Here is a 26,170-nt window from a genome sequence, read left to right on the forward strand (position 1 = left end):
GGTAGGAAATAAACATTATTTGATACCTGTATTTTGAACGCCATCCAGGATAAAGCGCTGTGCTATAAAAAATACTATAATGGGAGGAATACAAATTAATAGAGTCGAAGCCATGATAGAAGTCATATCAACTCCAAACATCCCTTTGAATTGCATGAGTCCCAACGTTAAAGTGTATTTACTTTGATCGTTCAGAAAAATTAATGGTCCTAAATAATCATTCCATGAGCCTAACATTTGAAACACACCGACAACCACCAATACTGGAGCCATTAACGGAATGAATATCCGATAAAAAATTTGAAAATGGTTCGCCCCGTCTATGAGCGCTGCTTCTTCCATTTCTTTAGGAACTCCTAATAAAAATTGGCGAAGTAAAAAAATGAAATAGGGTGATCCAAAAAAGGTAGGAACAATCAGTGGTTTTAAAGTGTTAATCCAGCCCAACTGATTAAATTCCATATATAAGGGAATTGCAGTTACATCCCAGGGAATCATCATTCCTGCTAGTAAAATTAGAAAAAGAACGTCCCTTCCTTTAAAATTGAATCTGGCAAATCCATAAGCTACTAAAGAAGATGATAATAGTTGTCCAATGATGCCTAATCCTGTAACAATCAAAGAATTTTTCAGAAATGTTGTAAAAGGTAAAACAGTCCAGGCTGTATAAAAATTACTAAATTCAAACTGAGACGGAATTAGTTTCGGAGGAAATACAAATGTCTCAGCAGGAGTTTTTACAGCTGTAATGAACATCCAAATAAATGGTGCGATAAAAATCAAACTAAAAATAATCAGTATTGTATGTACAATAACCTTCGTTGTTATACTTCTCGTAATCATCATATTCCTCCTTTCCTATTTTTGTTTCTTTTTCATTTCATTTTCATAGTAAACCCAAGTATTAGATGTTTTGAAAACCAGTAATGTCAAAGCCAAAATAATTAAGAACATAAACCAAGCATTTGCGGATGCATAACCCATTTTAAAATACTTGAAAGCATTTTCATAAACATACATCGCATAGAAATACGTCTTTCTTAAAGGTCCTCCACCTGTTAGAACAAGTGCGAGTGTTAACTGTTGAAATGCTGAAATGATAGCAGTAATGACATTAAACAGAATGCTTGGACTCAGCATCGGAAGTGTTATTTTACTGAACTTGTGCCATTTACTTGCACCATCTATATCTGCAGCTTCATATAGGTCTTTCGGTATACTTTTTAAACCGGCTAAGAATATCAGCATCATAGTCCCTTGTCCCCAAATACCTGCAAACACGATGGCAAAGAGTGACCAGGTTGGATCATTTAGCCAGTTTGGTCCATTAATGCCTATTAATGATAGTAGATAGTTTAGTAAACCGTATTCTCCGTCGTACATCCATGACCAAATCATTGAAAGGGCTACTCCCGAAACAACCGTAGGAAGATAGAATATCGTTCTATAGCCTGAAAGCCATTTTACTTTTTGATTTAATAACATAGCTAGCAAGAGAGCAATACCGATGTTTAACGGTACTAAAATAGCAGCAAACTTAAAGGTAACTCCTAAAGATTGCCAAAACACTGGATCATTTGTAAACATATCAACATAATTTTTGAAACCAATAAACGTTGGTGTTCCAACAATAGGCCAATCAAAAAAGCTTATGATAAGAGAAAAAACCAATGGTCCGAACGTAAAACAGAGGAAACCAATGATCCAAGGAGAAATGAATAGAAAGGGAGTAAGGTCTCCCCATCTAATCTTCGATAGAATCGATATAGGTCGTTCGGGAACCGTTTGAGTTATTTTATTTTCACTTTTTATAATCATGAAATGATCCCCTTCTTTCTCTTAAACTATTTTTTCAATGCAGGCTCTATTAATTTAACCGCTTCATTCAAGGCTTTATCTGCTGAATTTTGCCCTAATAATACACTGCTAATTGCATGATCTAGTTTTTTGTCAACTTCTGTCCATTTAGTTGTAAGTAAAAAGCCTGGAGTATCTGACGATCTTTCAAGCATTGAATAGAATGGACTTAATAACTGATCATTTTGATGACTTTGTTCGGAAACCACACTCTTAAGTACTGGCATATCAGTCTTTCTCATTTTTGCTGCTTCTGCTGATACAAAGTATTTGATAAATTTCCATGCTAAGTCTTTTTCTTTAGAGTCTTTGGCCATTGCAATTCCTGCAGAATGGATAACACCCTTTGAAGGTTGTCCATGAAAGGATGGAATTTCTACAGTTCCAAAATCCATGCCAGCCTTTTTAAAATCTTCTAAAGGCCAAATGCCGTTCTCGATCATAGCGATTTTTCCTGATTTGAAACTTTCAGCGACTTTATCAGACACAATAGCACTTTTTTCATCAATCATATGTTGAAAGTCTTTAAGGACTTCTTGTGTTTTTGAACTATTCATATATCCATCTACCTTTTTGCCATCAGGACTAATGAAACTACTCCCATTACTCCATACATATTCTTGGAATGCATATGAATTATTTTTGGAAGAGAGAACAAACCCATATTGTTTCTTTTCAGGATTGGATAACTTTTTCGCTGCATCACTGAACTGCTCCCAAGTCCAACCAGAAGTCGGAAGAGGTACCCCTGCTTCTTGGAAAAGTTTTTTATTGTAGTAAATGACGCGAGTGGTAAAACCAACTGGAAATCCATAGGTTTTATTTTCAAATTTGTGATAATTTAGAATATTTGTATAAAAATCGTCAGAAGTAGTTTTAAAACTACTGTCTTTCTTTACGTAGTCATCAAGTGGCTCCAGGGATTTATAGTAATCTGGATAATTCCACATATACATGACATCAGGGGGATTTTTTGCTCCGAAAGAAGCAGCCAGCTTATCCTCAAACCCGTCAGCATATGCTTCAACTTGCACTTTCACTCCTGGATTCGCCTTTTCAAACTTTTTCGCAATATCTTGTTGATATTTGAGACTCTCTCCAGTATCCCATGTAGCAAAGCGTAATACTTTCTCCCCATTTTTCCCTTGATTAGAAGATTTCTCACTGTTCCCGCAAGCAGAAAGCACCATTCCAAAAGAAATAGCTATAATTAATAATAACGATATTCTTTTTTTCAACATAAACCCCCCCTATCATTTTTTGAAGATGAATTTTGTCTTTTGTAAAACAATCTTTAGACCTAACTTTAAGAATGCGTTTTCATTCCTTCTTAAAATTTTTTCAAATCCCCTCACCCCCCACAACTTTTTCTAATAATCAAACTAGTCGGAACCACCACTTTTAATGGCAGTGTTCTTCCATCAAAGCGTTCAACTAGAAGATTTACTGCTACTTTCCCCATCTCCTCGGTATGAACTTTTACAGTGGATAATGGAGGAGTAACAAATTCGCATAATTCAATCCCATCAAATCCAAAGATTGCGATATCATCAGGAACTTTTAATCCTGAATCCGTTAAAGCTTTCAAAGCACCAATGGCCATAGGGTCACTTCCAATGAAAAAGGCGGTAGGGAGATTCCCTGATTGGATCGCTTCCTCCATTAGCGTTAAGCCATCTTTCGTTTTCCACTTTCCAATATAAGTATATTCCGGGTTATATAATCCCTGTTCCGTTAGCATTTTTTCATATGTTTTTTTTCGCACATCATGAATCTCTAATTTTCCAGACAATCCACCAATGGTATATGATTGACCACCAATATAACCGATTTTTTTGTGTCCTAAATCCAATAAGTATTGAATAACCTTTTCAGTAGCTTTTTCACAATCTATCACCACTGAATCATATAGTTGTTCGTCAGGAGATACATCGACAAACACTAAATGTTGTACTTGCTTTACTTGATTTTCCACCTCCTCTTGACCTATGACTCCTACTACTATTAATCCATCCAATCCTTCTAGATCCTTTTTATTGAAAGGAGGTCTCAACACTTTCGATAGTTCAATTCCCAATTCAATCATCCTCTTTTCAATTCCATTACGAATGGCCAAAAAATATGGATCATCAAATTCCGATTCCTGAGAAAGATACATCAAAAGCCCAATTTTTCCGTACTGCTTAGGTTTAGTAATTTTTTTTTCTATATTTCGTTGCTTTTTAGGTATGTAATCTAACTCTTCTGCAGCCTGAAGGATTTTTTTCCGAGTCTCTTCTGTAACAGATAAAGTTTGATCCTCATTTAACACTCTTGATACAGTCGTTTTTGATATCTGTGCCTTTTTGGCAATTTCATTTAATGTTACCAATATGATTACCCCTTTTTCTGTTTTCAGTAAATAAAATTAATAATTTAGTGAATTTTTACTTAAATATAATATATCAGAGGCAAAAAACAAGCGCAATATTATTTTTACTTAATTTTCAATTTATTTTTCTTTTCCACCACTATTCTCCCATATTGAAATTCAAGGATCCGAAGATTCCAATAACTATTAACATTCACTCATTTTTTATTACGATATAAAGAACGAAAAAAGTTCAGTGAATAAATAAATTAATTCAGTAAACTAAAAATAAAAATTTACTGAAGAGACATTCATCCTCTTCAACTGTAATTGCATTAATCTCATTGCTATTGGGGTAGCGAGTACCATCAAAGGAGTTAATAAAAATAATGAGTTTTGAGGGATGTTGCTTCATCCTCGGGTCTAATTGGTATGGAATTACAAGGAGCAATGGCCATATTCACCGTTAATTTAAAAAGAATCGTAAAACTTTTGGGTTAAGATAAGCAAAAAACAGTGTGGAAATTAAGAAAAGCCGACTATTCCTTCCAGAATTATGGATTGAAAGTCGGCTTTTTTATTTCATATAAGAACTTTTCATTGGTGATTTTTGGTTACCTAATTACATTAGATTGTGAAAGGATGTCTAAAATCCCGACCCATTTCCAAATAATAGAAATAAGAGATGTTTTCACGTACGAAAACATCTCTGCAATCTACAACTATTTTTAATCAAGTGCACTTCATCCATCAACTACTTGAAATAGCTACATAAGAACAAATTCCATTAAGAATCTACATACCTTTTCCAAAGACCCTTTTAAAATCTATGCCATTTTTTTAAAGTCTCTCGTATAGCAATCGTAAACGAAGAGTTCCCCTCTTGTTCTAAAGCTCGGAAATACAAACTTCTTAAGAAAGATCGAATGTTTTGTACCAAAATATCATTTTGAGAAACTGAAGCTTCTTCGATGATTGTAAAGGTATGAAGCCACTTGTTCCATTCTTCTTCGGTTAAGATATTTTGGTTCCATACTGACATGACTGCCGTCACCAATCTCTCATCCTCAAAGTTTATGTATACGTAATCGTGCAGACGAACCTTATGACGAACAGCAGCAAGGATTGCATGGGAAAATTCGCGATTTCGTATCGTACGTGCTAAAGCATTTAGCGCATCTGCAGCATGTGCAGTAGAATGAGCCCAGCCTTTTCCCTCTACATAGCCCCTTACGTCTTGCTCTAAATATACGTATTCAAAAACTTGTTCTGCCACGCTGTAAAGTTGTTCTTCAGATAAAAACGGTTCTTTTTCATGAACGGATAAAATAAGCGGTGGAATTAAAATTGAGAAAGCGCGCTTAAAAACAGAGTCTGTCCCTTTTTCACCGATTTTATAAAACAAATAATCAGGACTAAGCGTCTGCAATAATAGCCCTCGTAACTCTTTTTGTCTAAATACTTCACCTGTAATCCATCGCTCGATCGTACTGTAAATCAAGTCATCACGTAAATCAGCATCAGGCGATCCGATACTATCTAGCATCCATTGTGCATATGGATATGCGTCTACATCTTCTGGTACAGCATAATTGTTATTTTTGATTTGTTGCAATTCTTGTTTCAACTCTTGTTGTTCATCCACCATTATATTTTCTGTCCCCTTTTGAATTGTTTCTTTTTTATACTACCTTGAATTTCTCCTTCTGTATTATCCCCTATTATTAATTTCTAACATAGTTTTCGATGTACTAAAAAATTGAATCATTATTCGTTTTCACTATGTACCTATTCTTCTATAAGATTAAGTCAACTATATAAGAATTATACCAATTGTTTGCATATAACTGTATCTCTAAAACAAAATATAACCTATTTAATTTTGTTATGTGCTAAGTATGAGTCCTTTGTCTTTAAACCTAACATGAATCTCATTTTCGAATGTCTTGAACTACCTCCACTTAACAGTCTAACTTATAAAAAAGTTTAATCAACACATTGTGTCTCTATTTCAATTTCACATCAACGCCAATAACGTCTTTCACGCCGCTCTTGCCACTTGTCACGGATCCACCTAATACCCTCTACTATTCCCTCTACTATCATTTCAAATATGATGTACCTTATGACTCCCATAACAAAATCAAACATACGTATCCTTCCTCCAATTCCGTCAATCGCTAATGGCCTCCATAATTGTAATTGCGAAGAACAAGTACCATAGGTAAATCCTTTTCCTGTTTCTTTATATCTATCATTCCATTTTGCAAAAAAGTAATTGAATACAAAACGAGAACAACCCGTTGTTTTCGCGATATTCATGCGAACGATATCGGGAATATACTCAAAAATAATTCTCTCGTATCATTTCTTCTTTTTTGTCGAAATTCCTCTGTCACCTTTCAAAAATGTATACAGATGGACGGACTTTTATAATGGAACAATTCCTTATATGTAGGAATGCTTCTTACTACATCATTTCCCTTCTATAGAAACGAACGGATTCCGGTACCTCATACTGAATCTTCCACAAGAAGACATGTTAGTCTTTTGCCTAACCGCTATACAGCTTCATCTTTTTTTGCTTTCAGAAGGTATTATACTTATAAATCTAGAAGATAAAACAACATACTTTTTCCTGGAGTGATTCCATATGAACATACTAGAACACGAAACGTAACAACCGTATATTGTAATTAGAGGTCCTCCCCTACTGTTTATTCACTCTATTTCTAATAAGATAAACAGGAGGATTTAACATGAAAAATGACAAATTATTTTTAGCACTTTTAGAAAATGCAAATGCGCGTTTTAGCGGATGGGATTTTTCCTTTATTACAGAAACGGGTCGCGTGAAAAGTCAATTACTCTCTTGGTCTTACGGAAGCATGGCTTTTTCGCTTATACAACATGCTACTTCTATGCTTGATATGGGAACAGGCGGGGGAGAATTTTTATCCTTGTTACGCCCTTTTCCTCCTACTATTTATGCGACGGAAGGTTATGCACCTAATATTCCGATCGCCAAAAAGAAACTAGAACCTTTAGGGGTAAAAGTTGTAGAAGTAACAGATGATCATGCATTACCATTTGATGATGGCCAATTCGATTTCATTTTAAATCAACATGAATCCTATTCACCTTCCGAAGTCAAGAGAATCCTTTCTCCAAATGGCGTATTCCTTACTCAACAAGTAGGTGGACTGGATTGTGTTGAAATCAATGAAGCTCTCGGTGTACCACTGAATCCTGAATTTGCAAATTGGAATTTAGAAACAGCTCTAGATGAAATACAGCAAAATGATTTTAAAGTTTTACATCTTAACGAAGAATTTCCCGTTCAAAGGTTTTATGATATCGGCGCTCTCGTCTATTATTTACAAGCCATCCCGTGGCAAGTACATGATTTCACAACAAAAACATATATAAATGAATTGTATAAAATACATCAAATAATTATGAAACAAGGGTATTTTGATGTGAAACAACACCGTTTTATCATTCAATCTCAAAAAATATAAAATAAAAAGAGTTGTAATAGGAAATACCTATTACAACTCTTTTTTTTGTAAGCTTGTAAATCAAAATTATTCGTACTTGTAACTATTCCTTCATTCTTTCCCTTGCTGTATTTGTGTCTGTAGATACTGGAATATGAGAAAAGGCACTCGAAAGTCCAAACTTCGGCATATTATTATAGATAGCTTCTGATTCATTTTTTTGAATTTTATACGTCTCATGATAGATTCCTACACTGCCGTCATTTTTTATTTTCGTATTGAAATTTTTCCAAGCAACAGCGTGTGTTTTTCCATGAGCGTATGCCTCTAAGTCTTCAAAACTCTTCCAATATTGGATAAGTGTTACGCCCCGCCAGCTAAATAGGAATTCGGTATGCAGAAAGCCTAATTCCGGATTTTGATATAATTCTCGTATCATTGGGCCCATTGCTTTAAATACAGGAATCCATTTTGTGAAAGAGAAAATTTTATTTATACGCATCCCAATTATGAATACGACAAAGCTCTCCTCTGATTTTGCAATAAATCTACCATTATAAATTTTCTTGCCCAAACAAATCCCCCTTCAAAAACCTTTTATTTCGGTTTACTCGGCTGTACTACAGGGACTGGATTCCCATCGAATTTTTTCACTTTCAAATCAAAGTAAGCATCTAAAATTTCCCTTCCAATTTTAGAGTTAATACCCGCTTGATCATTGTTTACCCACGGGACAACGACAGAGAATGCAACTTCTGGTTCCGCATCATAAGGGGCATAGCCAGCTAAAGTGAGGTTATAGCATTTTTTTCGATTTCCCTTTCCATCTTTACCTACATCACTATCGCCACCGTATACAGTTTCCGCCGTCCCTGTTTTTCCAGCAGGCTTATAAGGAAGATTTTGAAAGTGGGCTACACCGGTTCCATCAGTTTCTTGAAATACTTTTTTAAATCCTTCTTTTACTTGATTTATATAGGAAATATCCATATCTATACGATTTAAAATGACCGGTTCCATCGATTGAACAACTTTTCCAGTTTCCCCCTCTTTATTCGATTGTTCTCTAATCTCTTGTACAATTTGTGGCTTCATACGATAACCGCCGTTGGCAATCGTCGAAATGTATTGTGCAAGTTGAAGAGGTGTATACGTATCATATTGACCGATTGAATAGTCTAGTAAAAATCCTGGTATATGATCTTTTCTCCCCATTTGTCCCACTGTTTCATTTGGTAAATCAATACCTGTTGGAACCCCTAAACCAAACTGTCCGAAGTGGTAACGCATTTTATTAAAAGCCTCTTGTTTAATATTTAGCGGACTATCTGGTACATAATTAACACCCGCAATCTGTAAAGCAGTGTTAAACATATATACGTTAGAAGATACTTGCAAAGCTCTCAAATCATCAATGTCGCCAAAATCTTTCCAGGATTTCTTTGGTTTTGTCCCTTTAAATGTCATTGGCGCATCAACAAAACGAGTTCCTAGTTGAATCGCACCCGTTTGGTAACCTGTTAGTAATGTAGCTCCCTTGACTGTTGATCCTAATTCATAAGAGCTCGTCATCGTGCCAAGCGCATAATCTTCCACTTGCATATTTCTATCTTTATTTACTAGTTTTTTCCCTGAAATAGATAATAGCTCTCCTGTCTTCGGGTTCATCATAACAACGAAAGCGCGATCCATCATTGGCTCGGAAGCTTTAAAAGCCATTAAATTTCTTTCGATACTTTCATCCACTCGCTTCTGTAATTCCATATCAATCGATAACATTAAATTATTGCCGCTTTTCCCTTTTACAACTTGTTCGGTGTGAATGATATTTCCTTCCTTATCCGTTATGTTTTTTGATTGTTCTTTTATACCGTGCAACGTATCTTCATACTGCTTTTCAATATAACTTTTCCCCACGCGATCATTGCGGTTGTACTCACGAACTAAATAGTAATCTAACTGTTCTTTCGGTAATCCTTCATCAGCGCTAGAAACATTCCCAAGTACAGAGCGAAGTATTTTGCCATATGGATATTCACGTTCCCAATCAACAGCTGTATCAACACCTGGGAGATTTGCTAAACGTTCACTCACTACTGCATATTCTTTAAGATTCACATCCTTTTTAATTACTTTTGGAATCATATTGTAACCTGCGCTCATTTTACTTTTAATTGCTAATACTTTCATATCTTTCGGGGTAAGTTCCTTTAACTCTTCCGCTGTAATACGTTCCCTTCTCAACTCTTCTACTTTTTTATCAAAATCTTTTCCTTCTAATTTTTTAGCTCTTAACTTTTGCTCATCTTCCTTTGTTACCTTCGCTATTGCACGCTTCTTATTTAACTGCATCCAAAAATCTTTCTTATCTACCTCTGTTAATTTATCCATCGATTCTTGCGGCATTTCAATCATTCCAGCAAGTTGTTTTGCAGTATGTAAAATCTCTTCCCCAGTAACACCTTTCATTTTTGTATATGTAATGGTCCTCAGTGATTTATTATCAACAACCGCATGCCCTTCTCGATCAAAAATTTTCCCACGCGGGACAGGAGTACTTACCGTTTTCTCTTCCTTTTTTTCCACTTCATTTTTGTACGTCTCACCATCAATAATTTGGACCTTACCTAGCTGAATAATAACCGTTGAAAACATAAGAAATACAAAGAAAAATAGTACATTTAATCGGAAGGGAATATGGGTTTTCTTTTTTCGTTTTGATTCCTTCTTTTTCATTTTTCTTTCCTCTCTCACCATTTAAAGTCGTTTCCTTTCATTAGCCGGAAATGATTGCCCACAAATTCTGTAAAAATAAAACCACACTTTCTTATTTGGATACGAAAATCTTTTCTGTTAATTATATTAAAGCACATAGATAATATAATTTATAGTATTTATAAAGAAAATTATGAAAATTTAAATTTTAAAGAAGGAAACGAGATAAACACCCTTTTCTGAAAAACTTATCTTCATTTATTAATCCAATTCATTTACTACCTCCCCAATAAATAATAAGACGCTGTACCGATCACGGTAGCGCCTAAGAAAATTGATACTACTTCATTTATTAATCAAAGTTAAACACACTGAAATGTTGAATTTGTTTTTTATCCCCAATAAAAATGATATATATACTCTCCTGTTGGATCATCTGTGATCCCAATAACTTTAGCAAATTTCACTTGAACCGCACCACGAAGAAAATGTATTACAATTGCCACTGTTTGTTGTGACCATAGAAGTGTATAATACTCCCTGATTCGTTCCTTCGTTGAAACAATTAAATCATTTACTGGTCCATTATCCCAGGCGGAAGTTCCCACTGAAATAAACGAAATTTCTTTCCCATCAATTGTCATCCTCGCTATAGTTTTCGTTATATCCACAACACCCCTCCTATTATCTTACATAATGGTACAACGGAAAAACAAAATCCGTACTACACATAGTTTGATAGGTCCATAGAATAACTTATGCTAATTTTCAAATTATCTTTCTATTCTGGTATTTACAAAATACCCCTTAATATAACCCGAAAAAATTTTAAAACTTTCTATCTTTTCCACTTTAAATCAACACCTATATACTAAGACATTAATAAAAGTATATGTTAATAAATATCCTTCTATATAAAAAAGGACGCTGGTTATATAGGAAAAGTGCTTCCGTTTACATAATCAATGCCCTCAAATGTGAATTATTCTTTTTTATTCCCTTTAAATGCGGTATGTGAAATTATTTAATTAGTCCTCTCGTACAAAGTTGAAATACAAATTTTTGATCCTTCTACAACACCTAATACTTTTGCTATTTCTACATATTTCATTTCCAATCTTTTCAAGAGATATTTCCCTTTGTTCATCAACTTGTAAATGACACCTAACGTATATGCGCATGTTATAAAATCCATGGAACAATTCGCCCTAAACCAGTATGATGATTTTTTAAGACTTGGTGGAAAAAATGTGGGCAAGCGGCTTTAATCAATAGTTAAAACCGCTCGTCCATACTTAAGATAAATACCGCTTATCTTGTTTCTCCTATATCATTTAAAACAATCTACAAACTGCCCAATCTTCTGCTCGAAGACATAATCAAAATTGTACTCTTGCCCTGTTAATTCTTCATTTATTAAAATAGTTGTTGCCCCTACTTCTCTTTTTGCAATTTGCGGGAACGATGCAACTGGCTGCACTTTTAATGAAGTCCCCATTACAAGAAGTACATCTGTTTCATATAAACGCTGCATTGCGTTTTGATATTGCGGTAATGTATCACCGTATAAAACGACATCTGGATTTAAAATAAAATTACACGTTTCACATCTAGGCAATTCATGATCAATCATATATTGCAAATCATATTTCGCTTTACATTTTGGACAATGAGCTGTTTGCAGTGTGCCATGTAAATCAATCACATGTTTACTACCACCTAATTGATGTAAGCCATCAATGTTTTGGGTTAATATCGTAATATTTCTCCCATTTCGTTCTAAATCTGCTAAAAATTCATGTCCACGATTCGGCTTATACTGATGAAACGTATTAATTTGAAATATTTCTTTATAATGTTTCCAAAACTCTTTTGGCTTCCGATTATAATATCCTCTTGATAAGTACATTTCTACTTTTGCATCTGCATATAAACCATTTGCGGAACGAAAATCCGGAATTCCGCTTTCCGTACTGGCACCAGCACCTGTTAGTACCGTAATTTTATTTGCTTTTTCTATAACAGAACGAACTTCCTCGTATTGCTGCATAACTCTCACCTCTATGTATATTTCTTCCTATATTATACCAGTTGTTCATAGTAGGTGTTGTATTTTTGCTTAATGTGTTGTACCGCCGCATTCTACAATATCATTTTCTACTTCTAATGCGACTTGTATTAACAATTCAATTCCTTTTGCAATAACAGGCAGTGACATACTCGGTTGCCCAGGGTGACTACTTGCTTGTTCTGGTAAAAGCGGAATATGTATAAAGCCTCCACGAGCTTTACTTTCATTTTTTGCTAACATATGCATCAATCCATAAAAGAGATGATTACAAACAAATGTACCTGCCGTTTGCGAAACGGAAGCTGGAATTCCTTCTTCACGAAGTTTTTTCACACTCGCTTTTATCGGTAGCGTAGACCAGTACGCTACTGACCCTTCTGCAACAACAGGAACGTCAACAGGTTGATTCCCTTCATTATCAGGAATTCTAGCATCATCCACATTAATTGCTACACGTTCCACTGTAATATCTGGACGCCCGCCAGCTTGACCAATACAAATAACAAGATCTGGTTGAACGTCTTCTATATATGACTCCAATACTTGTAACGATTTATGAAATACAGTTGGAACTTGCTTACTTATAATCTTGTAATCTCCCAGTATCTGTCCATCAAGTTGCTGTACCGCTTCCCAAGCAGGGTTAACCTCCTCTCCACCAAAAGGTTCAAATCCTGTTAATAACACTCTCTTCACCATTCCCACTCCCTACTAAAATCTGTATACAAGCCCATACATGATGAACATATTAATCACAAAAATTGTAATCGCAATTGGCGCTTGCGCTTTAATGACCGCGTTTTTATCTTTTAATTCTAATAGCATCGCTGGTACGATATTAAAGTTTGCTGCCATTGGCGTTAACAATGTACCACAATACCCTGCAAACATTCCAAGTGCTGCCATAATTGCCGGGTTACCGCCGTGCATTTGAACAATAAGTGGCAATCCAATTCCGCCTGTAATAACAGCAAATGCTGCAAAGGCATTCCCCATGACAATTGTAAACAACATCATTCCTAAACAATATGCCATAACAGCAACAAATGGATATTCTGTCGGCAATACTTGTCCTACTAAATCCGATACAACTTGACCTACACCAGATTTTGCGAAAATACCGCCAAGCGCAGCTAACATTTGTGGTAAAATGACTGCCCAACCGACAGCTTGTAATAATCTACTTCCTTCTTGCACCGGTGCTGTTATTTTCGCTTTCGTAATCCCCATTGCTGCTACAAATGCAAGCAAAGCTCCAAGCGCTAATGCAATTAATGTAACCTTATCAGGATCAACGAGGGAGACATTTCCAAATTTTATTTTCCCTAAAGTTAACGTACCAATAATCGTAAATATAGGAATTAAAATAGCAGGCATAAATATTTTATTTCTTAATTTTTCTGCATGCTTTACTCTCTCTTCGGTAGGTGCTTCTTTTTCATTCGATTTCGTTACTTTATTCAATGATGCTAAAACGACCATCGCTAATACGATACAGCCGATATAAAAAGATGGGATGATATTTCCAAATAAAAATGTAATAGAAAATAATGCCCAAAATAAACTTGAACCAAAGCGATTCGGATGCTGGCGATCAAAAGCGACACGGATCGCCACAAAGGTAACAATAATACCTAATAAATAATAGATTGTATCGAGTGTAATAATATTCATCCTACATCGCCTCCTTTTGTTGACTTTCTTCTTTTTTCATCGTTTTTTCAATATACTTATCGAATTGCCTAAAACGAATCCAACTTACAATAAAAGCTGAGATTGCTGTTGGAATTCCCCAAAGTGCCATATCCCACACACCAACATGCATTCCTACAGAATCAAAGAATCCTTTCATTAATAGAATTGCTCCTGTTGCGATAAAAATATCTTCTCCGAAAAACCATGCTGTATTTTCAGCTGCCGCTGCATTCGCTTTAATCTTTTCTTTCAGTTTTTCTGGTAGTTTTCCGTAGCGGCCTTGCGCAGCACCTTCTGCCATTGGTGCAACGAGCGGTCTTACTGTTTGTGCATGCCCACCAATATTAAGTCCTACTGCCGCAGACCCTTCGCGAATCGCAAAATATGACATAAGTACTCTACCTGTTGTAGCACCTTTCGATTTCGTTATTAATGCCTCTGCTCTTTCCTTCAATCCATATCTTTCTAGTATTCCAATGACAGGAAGTGTTAATAAAATCGGCATAGACATATATCTGTTTTCGATAAAAAACTTTCCGAACATACTAATTACATCATGAAAGCTCATCCCTGAGACCATTCCTGTTGCGATTCCTGCAACCATTACAACTAGTAACGTATTCAGACGAAATAAAAAGCCAATTGCTACGAGCAATATTCCAATTAATTTCAGCATCTATATATCTCCCCTTCTCCTATTTTGGTGCACAAACAGAAATATCGTTATTTTGTAATATTCTGTATATTTTTTCCGCAAATGGTACAGCTTTTTCTCCATCACCATGTATACAAATCGTTTGTGCATGTATCGGTACCTTGTTTCCATCAACAGCTTGTACATTTCCCTTTTGCACCATTTGCAAGACTTGCTGAATCGCTTCCTCTTCACTTGTAATCAGTGCATTTCCTTCTGTACGGCTCGTTAATGTTCCATCTGGCTGATATGTACGATCTGCAAACGCTTCCTGTACAAGATTCAATTCATATTTATTAGCTGCTTGCACGAATTTACTATTCGCTAATCCATATAAGAATAACGCTGGATTTATATCGTGAATTGCTTTTACGATTGCCTCTGCAATCTCTTGATCAGTAGCTGCCATATTATAAAGTGCACCGTGTGGTTTAACATGATGCACTTTTCCTCCTGCCGCTCTGACAAATCCATCTAATGCTCCAATTTGGTATAAAACATAGTCATATACTTCATCTGGTGAGACGCGCATCATTCTTCTTCCAAACCCTAATAAATCAGGAAAGCCAGGGTGAGCACCGATTTCCACATTATTTCTCAATGCTTTTTCTACCGTTTGACGCATAACAGTTGGATCGCCAGCATGAAAACCACACGCAATATTTACTGATGAAACAAACGGAAGAATTTGATCATCGTTTCCAATTTGATATGCACCAAACCCTTCGCCTAAATCGCAGTTTAAATCAACGGTAACCATATTTTATTTTTCCTCCTATTTAAGCTCGTAAAGTAATACATCTCTTTAATAGCTTCATATTTTGTTCTTGCTCTATGTACAACTCTGTCGCTTCTGTTATAGAAGTCTTTACAAACGTCACATAGTCGCCTGGTTTCAATTGTGCAAGAATCGGTAAATCAACTGATATGACATTTCCAATTCGCGGATATCCACCTGTCGTCTGTCTATCTGCCATTAAAATAATTGGATGGCCCCCAGACGGCACTTGGATTGTTCCAAACGTAACTGCACTTGATAAAATATCGGACTGTTCGATTCTTTCTAATTCCTCGCCTTCTAGCCGATAGCCCATACGGTCAGCATAATTCGAAATTTTATATTCTTGTGTAAAGAATGCTTCTAAACTTTCACTCTTAAAATGATTCCATTCAAAATCTAGAAGAACACGAATCTTTGGATTGCGACTATATGTAGGTAAAACATGGTTACATATACCCCAGCGCGTTACAATTCTTTCTTCCTCTATCAAATTTTGAATCATACTCTCACCAAGGTTTGACGGTGTACCAATTTGAAAAAGATCCCCCTTTTTCAAGGCTCGCCCTTCTATTCCGCCTATTGCTGCTTTCACATATGTACTTTTACTTCCCATACTCTTTGCAACATGGATTCCACCAGCAAATGCTACATATGTCCGGCATCCAAACGGCGCCTTTCCAAAACAAAGCATACTTCCTTCTTTCGCTAATATAGGTCGCCATAATGGAACTGGTTCTCCATTTAACAACGGCTCCATATTCGCACCGCCAATTGCTAGCAATGTTGTTTTTTTGATGAGTAGTTTCGGTCCCATCATTGTAATTTCGAGTCCAGCTTCATTCTCTTCGTTTCCAACTAACATATTGATCATTCTCAATGCCGCCTGGTCCATCGCACCGCCAACAGGTACACCGCACTGTTGATAGTGGTACCTTCCTAAATCTTGAACCGTTGTAAACATCCCTGCATGTAAAACCTCGACATTCATTCCCTCGCTCCCTCCATAGCTAGAAACTCTTCCTCTGTTATTGGGATAAAACGCAAATACATTCCGCTCTGCACATAAGTAGGCGGCTGCCTTGTTGGTTGAAATAAAGAAACAGGTGTCCTGCCAATAATATTCCACCCACCTGGTGTTTCTAATGGGTAAATTCCCGTTTGACTTCCGCCAATCCCAACCGAACCTGGTGCTATTTGTAAACGCGGTGTTTGTTTTCTAGGCGTTTCTAATTCTTTAGGCATTCCACCCAAATATGGAAACCCCGGTGTAAACCCTAGCATATATACAAAATAATTCGCTTCGCTGTGAAGGCGAATGACATCACTTGTACTTAATTTATGATATGCCGCTACTTCTTCCAAATCGGGACCATATTTCCCGCCATAACAAACTGGAATCGAGATGCAATCGTATTGCAGTTGCACCTTATTTTGATTTTTGTGAAGTACTCCTTTCACGTATTCACATATAAAATCATACGGCATTATCTTTCTTTCATTTTTCTCCCACACTTTATATCCGTCATAGTAGACAGTTAAAGAAGCAAATGAAGGTACACACTCAATCATTCCATAGAACGGATTTTCTTGTAATAGACGGTATAAATGTTGCACATTTTCATATATATCCAGGTCAATTGTTTCTCCAAATGTCACAACAACTGCTTGATCCCCTAGTGCTGAAAATTTCATCATATCCCTTCCTTTTCACCAATCCAGCCAAGTTCTTTTGAAATTTGATACGCTGTTTCTTTCAATTTTGGAATAAAGGTTGGAATTGTTGCTTCATTGTACTCTACCTCTAATCCTGAAATACTAATGCCAGCTATTATATGACCATCACTAGCAAAAATAGGCGCCGCAATAGCAGCTGTATGATTCTCAAGTTCCGAATAACTAATCGTGTATCCTTCTCTTCTCGCCTTATGTAACAGGTTTTGCAACTCTTCTTTATCCACTATCGTTCCATTTGCAAATCGCTTGAATTGCACTTTCTCTATATACTGCATTTGATCATCCTCTGAAGCGTACGAAAGTAAAATACGCGGACACGCTCCAGCGTATAAAGGTGCTCGCTTCCCGATTTCTGTATATACTCTTACAGGCTGATCGCCATCCGTCTTTTCAATATAAATTGCCTCATCTCCATCTTGAATAATTAAATTTACAGCTTGACCAAGAGAATCTCTAAGCTGGTTCATATATGGGATTGCAATATTTCGTACGGATAATCGTTTCGATACAAGTTGACCAAATCGTAAAAATACCAATCCCAACCTATAACTTCCCTTTTTCGTCTTTTGTAAAAACCCCATTTCTTCAAGCGATCCAATCGAACGATACACAGATGTTTTCGGCATCCCTGTATGATGAACCATTTCCGTTAATGTTAACTCTTCATGTTCATAAAATAGTTCTAAAATATCCATCGTCTTTACAGCCGTTTTATTTACACTCATCTTAGCTCCCCTAAATTCCGATATTCGGAACGACGATTCCGTTTTTCGAAACGAATATATAATTTAAAATTATAAAATATTCTTTCTTTTTAGACAATATTTTTTCAAATAAAAAAATTAAAAGGAAAAACAAATCTGTTCAGATAACGTAAAAAAACAAGTGGTGTCATTGATTTTTATTCGAATCAGCCTATATGGTATCTACTTTCTTTCATAAGAAAAGCTCAGAGCTATAAGCTCTGAGCTTTTTAAAAACGTATCTTTTACTCTAGCGTTCTAACTTGTTGCAACGGCCAAAATACTACTTCGCCCTTGCCAACAATTTGATCTTCAGAAACAAAACCAAACATACGACTATCCTTTGAAACGGGACGATTATCTCCCAATACAAACACTTGACCTTCTGGTACTTTTGTTTTTCCCGTTTTTTGTTCTAATGTGAAATCAGGAGTTAGCTTTCCTGTCCCTACTTTTTCTTTATAATCGGCTAAATATGGTTCATCAACAGATTTTCCATTTACGTACAATACATCGTTTTTATATTCAATCGTATCTCCTGGTAAACCGATTACTCGCTTCACTAAATCATGGCCTTCTTTCCCGTGAAAAACGATAATATCAAAACGATTCAAACCTTGTATATTATAGCCAATTTTATTTACAAGTACACGCTCGTTAGTCTCCAAAGTAGGCATCATAGACTCACCTTGCACAAGCGAGGGCGTAAATAAAATACCACGCACAATGAAAGCAATCCCTACTGTAATCCCTATTGTTTTCGCCCATGAAATGATTTCTTTTTTCTTACTCTGCTCCATCTTTTCTCCTCTTCCCCAGCATTATAATGCTTTTGTTAATTTCACTAGATCTTGTACAGCTTTTTGATCAATTTCAGCAAAACAAGATTTTCCTTCTCGCACCGCTGTACCAACATGAGCTTCTACAATCCCTGTTTCATGCAATAATCGTGTTATATTTTCTTTTGTTACACCACTTCCAACAACAAGTTGTATTTCTCCTTGGCTCTCTTTTTGCATATCATGCAAGGCAGGAATATTCTTTTCTATGTCACCTTGTCCACCAGAAGTTAAAATATGAGTTATCTTTTTAAACTTGCGTAATCGTTTCACTGCACCAACAAGGTTATCTACCTCATCTATCGCGCGATGAAATGTAACGTTCATTCCCTCTACAACAGATAATAAATCTTCCAATTTTTCTTCATCAATTTGATTTTGTTCGTTTAATACACCTAAAACAACACCTGCTGCGCCGAGTTGTTGTGCAATTTGTATATCCTCTTTCATCATTTCAATTTCTTCAGCTGTATATATAAATGACTTAGCATGAGGACGAATCATAACATGAATCGGTATATTTACTGCTTTCACCGCTTTTTTTATAAAAGCATAGCTTGGCGTTAATCCGCCTTCTGTATATGCTGAAATAAGTTCAATTCGATTCCCACCAGCTTTTTCAATTTGTTTCACATCTTCTAAACAAGTTGCAATAACCTCTAGCATGAAGCTTACCTCTTTTCGTACTTTTTCCACATTATTATACCGTAGTACAAACATGAAACATAGTTTTCTCGTATAAAACATGAAAATAGGAATGGAAAAGAAAGATTTTTTTGTTAGAACAGACATACTTGAAAAAAATAAAAAATCTCTTTCATACCTTTCCATAATCCGTACATTTCTGTTATCATTTCATTATAATTCTAAATTTTACCACCATTCGAACGAGGGGGCTCATTATACATGAATATCACAACACTGACAGCAAGCGCTTCTCTTTTTCCATCCATTACAGAAGCGGGTGTACAACCACCAAAAAGCAAATACATAAAGTTTCCTTACTTAGTCGGTAACATCTGATGCTACGGAATATCCCTTTACTCATTGAGGTCCTAGCGTTCTTTTGCTTAATCTGCTGCTTCATTATTTATGATACAAACATATATTTCTTAAGTATGCTTATCTTCTTTGTATGCTGTGAAATATTAATGGAAGTATTTAAAGTCAAATTCAAAAAATACATTTCTCATTTATATACATCACTCATTATTATCATTTGTCTCATCATTAATTTAACAATTGACGGTCTCTTTATCTCAACTATGTTTCCTATCTTTTTTATAGGTGTTCTCCTTTTCGTATCTCAATATGTCTACGTACCAAAACACTTAAAAAAAGATGATGCAGCTACAAAAATTGTATAGTTCGTTCTCCTATACCGCGCAAAAACCACTTTTGAATCATGATTCAAAAGTGGTTTTCTCTACATAAAACATTTCGTTTTTATAATTCCATGCGGTTTAAAATATCTTTCAGCGCTTTTAACTCTTCAAGCGTCAATGTGACACCTTTTCCCATTTTGTCATGTTCTGGTGCCCAATCACGCAAGTCATACTTTGGCTCTTTTCCGTTCCAACTGATTAAATTAAGTTCCTTATTCCAGCCTTTAGGTGACTGTGATATAGCTCCAAAAGTTTCTTTTATATCAAATTTAATTTCTGCCACTGTTATTCCCCCTTTCACATATATATTCTCTCATATGTTATACCGATAGAGCTAATTTCTTGCACGACAATCATTAAGCACCTGTTACCACTAAAAAAGACTTCGGTGTACACCGAAGCCTTTGCACTTACCTTTTATCAATTTTCGCAGCGATTCTATTCCCGATAAATTGTACAGATTGAACGAGAATAACAAGCATAAGTACCGTCACGACCATAACGTCTGTTTGGAAGCGATAATATCCAAAGCGGATCGCTAAATCGCCTACGCCACCACCACCGACAACCCCCGCCATAGCAGAGTAAGAAATAAAGCTTACTGTTAAAACTGTTAAGCTTAATACAAGGCCTGAGCGCGCTTCAACAAGCAGTACTTTCCATACAATTTGCAGCGGCGTTGCTCCCATTGCTTCAGCAGCTTCAATGACTCCTTTTGGAACTTCGCGCAAAGCTTGCTCTACGAGTCTTGCAAAATAAGGAATGGCTGCTACTGATAAAGGAATCGTTGCGGCAATAGGACCAATTGTAGTTCCTAATAAAGCTCTTGTAAGTGGTACGAGTGCTACTAGTAAAATAATAAATGGAAATGAGCGAATAATATTAACAATGCCATTTAGAATACGGTGAACAATATTTTGCTCCAAAACTTGCCCTTTGCTAGTAAAATATAAAATTACACCTAAAGGAATACCTAAAATAATAGCTGCTCCAACTGAAAGTCCAACCATTAAAAAGGTTTGCAAAAGTGATGTCCAAATTTCTGGAAGCAGCGGAATTACATTATTGAACATGTGCAATGCCCCTCCCTTCTTCTACCCCTAATAGAAGTTTTGCGATTTCTGATGTTGGCTTTAATTGCTGATCATGTAAGTTAAATGATTCAACAACTTCCCCATCTTCCATGACTGCAACTTTATTACAAATTTGTTTAATGACATTCATTTCATGTGTCACAATGACGATTGTAACTCCTAGTTCTCTATTTATTTTTTGCAAGAATTGTAATATCGAAAATGTCGTTTTCGGATCGAGTGCCGATGTCGGCTCATCACAAAGTAATACTTTCGGATCATTTGCTAATGCCCGAGCAATCGCAACACGTTGTTTTTGTCCGCCGCTTAGTTGCGAAGGAAAATGATGCGCTTTATCGCTTAAACCAACAATCTCCAAACATTCTCTTACACGCTTTTCTCTCTCTTCTTTTGGAACTGATTTCAACTCTAACGGTAAAGCAATATTATCAGATACATTTTTATTATGAAGAAGATGAAAATGTTGAAAAATCATCCCAATTGACTGTCTAGCCGTTCGTAAGTCTTTCTTCGATAACTTTGTTAAATCTTCACCATTTACAATAACCTCGCCGGAATCTGGTTTTTCTAATAAATTCATTGTACGTAATAGCGTAGACTTTCCAGCACCGCTCAGCCCAGCAATTCCGAATATATCATGTTCTTCAATTTGCAAAGAGGCTGATTTTACACCGTGAAATAAACCTTCTTTCGTCTGAAACGTTTTATTAATGCCGCGTAACGTTATCATTTGCACTCACTCCTTTTCAATTGACTGAAACGCATCCTCTGCTAGTAATGAGAGCGTTACATCATCCATTGGTGGATTGTGTAAACCAGCTCGAACATTTAAATAATAGCGGTGTAGCGGATTTTTTTCAGATAAACTTTTTGCCCCAACAATTCGCATCGCTTTATCGACAACTGATATCGCTGCATTCGTCGCAATATATTTTGCTGCTGCTAATTCAGCTTGCAAGGACTGTTTATCTTCTACTTCATCGTACCTTTTCGCAATTTGATATAAAAACGTACGCGCCTGCATCAGTTCCAGTTCTAATTCACCTACTAATCTTCTAATACTCGGTAATAATCCGATTGGATGACTTAAACTATTCGGTTGATACGTTTTCGCAAAATGAATCGCATAATTTCTTGCAGCCTGTGCAATTCCTAAATAACATGCTGGTATATGAAGTAACCATCCAATTCCTTTCGGTTTCGACTTGGAACCTTTTACATCTGTAAAAAATTTATTCGGGATTTCCACATTCTGCAGTACAAGATCGTGGCTAGCCGTTCCACGCATCGCAACACTATCCCAAGTCTCTTCAATCAGTACACCTTGTTCATGTCTTGGAATGACAAATTCCCCAATCTCTTCTCTTCCTTCAATACTCGCTGAGATAATGAAATAATCGAGTACAGGTGCCATCGTTGTAAAAGTCTTTCTCCCGTTTATAATCCATGTATCGCCTTTTTGAATAGCTAACGTTTCTGGTTTTCCGCCTCGCGTTGGACTCCCTGTTTTTGGTTCCGTTGCCGCTCTGTTAAAAAGAGCGCCTTTTTTTACTTCATCACAAAACCAAGCGAACATCTCAGGCTTCCATGAACGATTTTCAGCAAGTTCCTTCACAATCCCAAGATGCCAACCGATTGATAAAGCTGTTGCTCCGTCTCCTTCTGCAATCTTTTCTTGGAATAAAACAAAGTCATATAACGAAATTGCTTTTCCTCCGACATCTTTTGGTAATGTTAACTTCGTATAACCAATGTTCTGTAAATCTTTAATATTTTCAAAAGGAAAAGAGCCGAGTTCACTCAGTTGATGTTCTCTTCCTGCAAATTGTGGAACTAGTTCCTTTATCTTCTCCAGTATGAGAACTTGTTCTTCTGTTTCTATAAATGATAATGTCATATCAAGATCTCCTTTACTTTAAGTAATCAGGAAGCACGAACCCTTCAAATTGTTCTTCAGATTGAATCATTTTTTTAAATTCTGGTGAATGGTATGCTTCAATTAAATCTTTCGCAAATTGTTTTTCTTTATCTTCATCACGAACAGTCACGATAATTCTGTGTTGCGACGGTGTTTTTTCTAATTCCAAAGCCTCTTTTAATTTATGGCCAGATGAAATGACAAGATTTCCGTTAATAATCCCGTAATCTAAGTCTTTCATTGCTCTCGGAATTTGTGGTGATTCAAGCGGTACTAATGTAAAGTCTTTCTTCTTAAACGTTATATCTTTTTCAGAGATTGTTAAAATATTTACGTTATCTTTTAATTTCACCCAGCCAATCCCTTCTAAAATGCGTAATGCACGCTCTAAATTAACCGGATCGTTTGGTACCCCAATTTTCATCCCATCTTTCAAGTCATCTAACGATTTATGTTTTTCAGAGTATACACCTTGAGGCGCTGACGGAACTTGGATAATACTTGAAATTTTCGCATTATTTTCTTTCGCGTAAGACTTCATAAAAGCAGTGCTTTGAAATATATTTGCATCAATATCCTTATTCGTTAATGCTGGATTTGTTTCGTTCGGTGAATTAAACTCAACAATTTTTACTTTATACCCCTTTTTCTCTAAATACGGTTGTACTGCTTTTTTCACTTGATCACTATATGGACCAGGAGTAAACCCTAAACGAATTTCTTTTTGATCTCCCGCTGATGTTTGCGTACAACCAGTAATAAGAAATAAACTACATACAATACTTACAAGTGCAAAAAATAAACGCTTCATCCCTTCTCCTCCTACTAAAAAACAACCTTACATATAAGAAGGTTGTTTTTTTCTTTTCCTTCTTATCTACTCGGAATTAGCACCTTTTCATTATAGGTTGCTGAAGCTTCAACGGGCCGTTCCCTCCACTTCTCTCGATAAGATTATATTTTATTATGTTCTCTATTGTGTCACTATTCCGATGAAAATACAAGGTTTTTATTATAAAAATTTTCTATAATTTGTAAAGTTATAGAAAACTCATACCGTTTTTACATAACAAAAAGGATAGATAAGGCAGAACTACTCTTCCTTTCTCTATCCTTCCTCTTACTTATTTAATCACCTTTCAGCATACGCAAAGGTAACGATGCAACATATCCAATATAAGAACATAATTCTTTAAAGAAAAATGGAATTTCCGTATCTAATGTTTTATATGCTGATGTTGGAGTCGGTGATGAATAAGCCTCCATTCCAATATGCTTCGCTATTTTCATCGCTCGTTTCATATGAAGGGGATCGCTTACAATCGTGTATGTCTGTAGGCCATTATCCATTCCAACCTGCTTCGCATTCTTTAAATTATCTTCTGTAAAACGCGACTGTGTTTCAATTAATATATCTTCATCCTTTACGTCATGCTTTAATGCATACGCTTTCGCAGTACGTGCTTCTTCCTGCTCCGCTTCAAACTTAGTACCACCTGTAAAAATAATTTTTTTAATACTTCCATTCTTATATAAAGAAATCGCATGGTTGATTCTTTCACGAAATACAGGAGACGGTTTTCCGTTCCAAGAAGCCGCCCCTAGTACAATAGCGGCATCTGTATCCACCTCATCTGTTTTAAAACGATAACTCCAAATATCGTAAGCTGCATAACTTACAAATAGAATGATAGAACTAATCATAAGCAAGAACACTTGTAAGATTCTTCTTTTTTTACTTTTCTTATTTTGTTTCATTTGTACTGGCCTCCGTGCATTATCCATACTTCTAAAAAATAATCTATTTTAAATCATTATATTTGAATTCATTTGAAAGAAGGCACTTTTCTCAACACTTGATTCATGCTATAAAGGGTTTTCAGTCAAATAGAGGATTTTTAATGTACTATTTTTTGTGGTTCGTATTTTATGAATATAACTTATGTACAAAATTTCTTATACAATTCCATTGTAACGAATTTCTTCACAGAAGGGAATGATGAAACAAAAGTATATAAAAGAAGTAATCGTTTTGTAAGAAAAAAGAAGTGAATTTTCCTATTTTCATGGAAATACACCTCTTTTTCTATTATTTTATCATCCAGTACTTCATATGCTGTTCTTCTAATACACACGTAAAGCCTGCTTTTTCTAATACTCTGCTTGAAGCAATATTACTCGTTAAGCAATCCGCTTTAATCATTTCTACTTCTTTATTCTGCTTGAGCCACTCTACAAAAGCTCTCGCCATTTCAGTCGCATAACCGTTTCCTTGATAATGTGATACAATGCTATACCCAATTTCCACTTTACCAGTCGAATCAGGTGCACCTTTACACCCCATATCACCAATAATCACATTATCATCTTTATGAATAATTAACCCGCTCCACTTACTTTGTTCAGGATTTTGTCGTAACCCTTCCGCAATCCAAGGTAGAATATCTTTATAATCGGGCATCGGCCATTCTAACGATATGTTATATGGTATGATTTTCTGCAGTTCTTCTCGTCCCTTTATCGTTGCTTCTACTAGGTCTAATGTAAAGGGAATCATCTTTAGTCTCTTTGTTTCAATATTTGTCATGTTTGCCTCCTATTTGTACAAATCTATTTCAGCTATTAAATACGTCCATATTTCTTTATTTCCTTCTACAATTGAAAATAATTTTTCTACATTATTTGCATTTATTACTCGCAACATTACTCTTTCATTTGTTATTCGCATAAACAATTGTGGATTTAGAATAAAGTTTGATAAAAAGATCCGTTTTGTAGATTATTTCTTTGCTCA

The 26,170-nt window shown here is 35.8% G+C and carries 27 protein-coding genes, 1 pseudogene and 1 riboswitch; of the genes and pseudogenes, 2 read left to right on the forward strand and 26 right to left on the reverse strand.

Going from position 1 to position 26,170, the window contains the following annotated elements; translation table 11 throughout:
* Positions 1-15: 15 nt before the first annotated feature.
* From CN373_RS20130 to CN373_RS20155, 6 genes and pseudogenes are all read right to left on the reverse strand, one after another.
* A complete protein-coding gene (locus CN373_RS20130; RefSeq protein ID WP_000633018.1) occupies positions 16-843 on the reverse strand; it encodes a carbohydrate ABC transporter permease in 828 nt (275 codons plus the stop codon).
* Between the two features lie 15 nt (positions 844-858).
* Positions 859-1,818 (reverse strand): carbohydrate ABC transporter permease, encoded by a 960-nt coding sequence (locus CN373_RS20135; protein WP_000584616.1) that lies wholly within the window; start codon positions 1,816-1,818, stop codon positions 859-861.
* 26 nt (positions 1,819-1,844) lie between these two features.
* Entirely contained in the window at positions 1,845-3,095 is a 1,251-nt protein-coding gene (locus CN373_RS20140) for an ABC transporter substrate-binding protein (protein ID WP_033664718.1), read from the reverse strand.
* 113 nt (positions 3,096-3,208) lie between these two features.
* Positions 3,209-4,228, reverse strand: a complete 1,020-nt coding sequence (locus CN373_RS20145) for a LacI family DNA-binding transcriptional regulator (RefSeq protein WP_000258156.1) — start codon at positions 4,226-4,228, stop codon at positions 3,209-3,211.
* Between the two features lie 799 nt (positions 4,229-5,027).
* Positions 5,028-5,852, reverse strand: a complete 825-nt coding sequence (locus CN373_RS20150; RefSeq protein ID WP_098360059.1) for a DUF2785 domain-containing protein — start codon at positions 5,850-5,852, stop codon at positions 5,028-5,030.
* Positions 5,853-6,406: 554 nt separating this feature from the next.
* Positions 6,407-6,529 (reverse strand): annotated as a pseudogene (locus tag CN373_RS20155) (helix-turn-helix domain-containing protein); the annotation flags it as partial.
* A 437-nt stretch (positions 6,530-6,966) separates the two neighbouring features.
* On the opposite strand from CN373_RS20155, the gene CN373_RS20160 reads away from it, so the two are divergent.
* Entirely contained in the window at positions 6,967-7,728 is a 762-nt protein-coding gene (locus tag CN373_RS20160) for a class I SAM-dependent methyltransferase (protein WP_000786803.1), read from the forward strand.
* Between the two features lie 82 nt (positions 7,729-7,810).
* On the opposite strand, the gene CN373_RS20165 is transcribed toward CN373_RS20160, so the two are convergent.
* From CN373_RS20165 to CN373_RS20225, 13 genes are all read right to left on the reverse strand, one after another.
* A complete protein-coding gene (locus tag CN373_RS20165) occupies positions 7,811-8,281 on the reverse strand; it encodes a DUF4188 domain-containing protein (RefSeq protein WP_000516703.1) in 471 nt (156 codons plus the stop codon).
* 23 nt (positions 8,282-8,304) lie between these two features.
* Complete coding sequence (locus tag CN373_RS20170; RefSeq protein ID WP_098360036.1) at positions 8,305-10,464, reverse strand: peptidoglycan D,D-transpeptidase FtsI family protein; 2,160 nt, start codon at positions 10,462-10,464, stop codon at positions 8,305-8,307.
* Between the two features lie 350 nt (positions 10,465-10,814).
* Entirely contained in the window at positions 10,815-11,093 is a 279-nt protein-coding gene (locus CN373_RS20175; protein WP_337678460.1) for a hypothetical protein, read from the reverse strand.
* 659 nt (positions 11,094-11,752) lie between these two features.
* Positions 11,753-12,472, reverse strand: coding sequence for an NAD-dependent protein deacylase (locus CN373_RS20180; protein ID WP_111901891.1), 720 nt, complete (start codon positions 12,470-12,472; stop codon positions 11,753-11,755).
* Positions 12,473-12,541: 69 nt separating this feature from the next.
* On the reverse strand, positions 12,542-13,189 hold the full coding sequence (gene pcp, locus CN373_RS20185) for a pyroglutamyl-peptidase I (protein WP_111901897.1): 648 nt from the start codon (positions 13,187-13,189) through the stop codon (positions 12,542-12,544).
* Positions 13,190-13,204: 15 nt separating this feature from the next.
* On the reverse strand, positions 13,205-14,167 hold the full coding sequence (locus tag CN373_RS20190; protein WP_098360039.1) for a DUF979 domain-containing protein: 963 nt from the start codon (positions 14,165-14,167) through the stop codon (positions 13,205-13,207).
* 1 nt (position 14,168) lies between these two features.
* Entirely contained in the window at positions 14,169-14,864 is a 696-nt protein-coding gene (locus CN373_RS20195) for a DUF969 domain-containing protein (RefSeq protein ID WP_098360040.1), read from the reverse strand.
* Positions 14,865-14,883: 19 nt separating this feature from the next.
* Entirely contained in the window at positions 14,884-15,642 is a 759-nt protein-coding gene (pxpA, locus tag CN373_RS20200) for a 5-oxoprolinase subunit PxpA (RefSeq protein ID WP_098360041.1), read from the reverse strand.
* Positions 15,643-15,661: 19 nt separating this feature from the next.
* The gene (locus CN373_RS20205) at positions 15,662-16,651 is read right to left on the reverse strand and encodes a biotin-dependent carboxyltransferase family protein (RefSeq protein WP_098360042.1); all 990 of its coding nucleotides are present in this window, start codon (positions 16,649-16,651) and stop codon (positions 15,662-15,664) included.
* Positions 16,648-17,355: a 5-oxoprolinase subunit PxpB gene (pxpB, locus tag CN373_RS20210; RefSeq protein ID WP_000672301.1), complete on the reverse strand. Its 708-nt coding sequence runs from the start codon at positions 17,353-17,355 to the stop codon at positions 16,648-16,650. Before pxpB ends, CN373_RS20205 begins: the two co-directional genes overlap by 4 nt.
* A complete protein-coding gene (locus CN373_RS20215) occupies positions 17,355-18,122 on the reverse strand; it encodes an IclR family transcriptional regulator (protein ID WP_000115734.1) in 768 nt (255 codons plus the stop codon). The genes pxpB and CN373_RS20215 overlap by 1 nt, the downstream gene beginning before the upstream one ends.
* 263 nt (positions 18,123-18,385) lie before the next feature.
* Complete coding sequence (gene lepB, locus CN373_RS20220; RefSeq protein WP_000438146.1) at positions 18,386-18,940, reverse strand: signal peptidase I; 555 nt, start codon at positions 18,938-18,940, stop codon at positions 18,386-18,388.
* Positions 18,941-18,961: 21 nt separating this feature from the next.
* On the reverse strand, positions 18,962-19,645 hold the full coding sequence (locus CN373_RS20225) for a copper homeostasis protein CutC (protein WP_000895072.1): 684 nt from the start codon (positions 19,643-19,645) through the stop codon (positions 18,962-18,964).
* 356 nt (positions 19,646-20,001) lie between these two features.
* Between CN373_RS20225 and CN373_RS25945 the strand changes: the two genes are divergently transcribed.
* Positions 20,002-20,346, forward strand: a complete 345-nt coding sequence (locus CN373_RS25945) for a hypothetical protein (protein WP_079999509.1) — start codon at positions 20,002-20,004, stop codon at positions 20,344-20,346.
* Positions 20,347-20,425: 79 nt separating this feature from the next.
* On the opposite strand, the gene CN373_RS20235 is transcribed toward CN373_RS25945, so the two are convergent.
* The 7 genes from CN373_RS20235 to CN373_RS20265 form a co-directional block, all read right to left on the reverse strand.
* On the reverse strand, positions 20,426-20,647 hold the full coding sequence (locus CN373_RS20235; RefSeq protein ID WP_000807829.1) for a YdbC family protein: 222 nt from the start codon (positions 20,645-20,647) through the stop codon (positions 20,426-20,428).
* Positions 20,648-20,774: 127 nt separating this feature from the next.
* Positions 20,775-21,437 (reverse strand): methionine ABC transporter permease, encoded by a 663-nt coding sequence (locus tag CN373_RS20240; RefSeq protein ID WP_000482976.1) that lies wholly within the window; start codon positions 21,435-21,437, stop codon positions 20,775-20,777.
* The gene (locus CN373_RS20245) at positions 21,427-22,188 is read right to left on the reverse strand and encodes a methionine ABC transporter ATP-binding protein (RefSeq protein WP_098360043.1); all 762 of its coding nucleotides are present in this window, start codon (positions 22,186-22,188) and stop codon (positions 21,427-21,429) included. Before CN373_RS20245 ends, CN373_RS20240 begins: the two co-directional genes overlap by 11 nt.
* 6 nt (positions 22,189-22,194) lie before the next feature.
* A complete protein-coding gene (locus CN373_RS20250; RefSeq protein WP_000175574.1) occupies positions 22,195-23,355 on the reverse strand; it encodes an acyl-CoA dehydrogenase family protein in 1,161 nt (386 codons plus the stop codon).
* A gap of 13 nt (positions 23,356-23,368) precedes the next feature.
* Entirely contained in the window at positions 23,369-24,187 is an 819-nt protein-coding gene (locus CN373_RS20255; protein WP_000825103.1) for a MetQ/NlpA family ABC transporter substrate-binding protein, read from the reverse strand.
* Positions 24,188-24,246: 59 nt separating this feature from the next.
* Positions 24,247-24,331: riboswitch (SAM riboswitch) on the reverse strand.
* A 173-nt stretch (positions 24,332-24,504) separates the two neighbouring features.
* Positions 24,505-25,134 (reverse strand): YdcF family protein, encoded by a 630-nt coding sequence (locus CN373_RS20260; protein ID WP_098360044.1) that lies wholly within the window; start codon positions 25,132-25,134, stop codon positions 24,505-24,507.
* Between the two features lie 331 nt (positions 25,135-25,465).
* Complete coding sequence (locus CN373_RS20265) at positions 25,466-25,963, reverse strand: GNAT family N-acetyltransferase (RefSeq protein WP_000181727.1); 498 nt, start codon at positions 25,961-25,963, stop codon at positions 25,466-25,468.
* Positions 25,964-26,170: the final 207 nt, after the last annotated feature.

The sequence above is a fragment of the Bacillus cereus genome, from assembly GCF_002561295.1.
Classification (GTDB): Bacteria; Bacillota; Bacilli; order Bacillales; family Bacillaceae_G; genus Bacillus_A; species Bacillus_A cereus_S.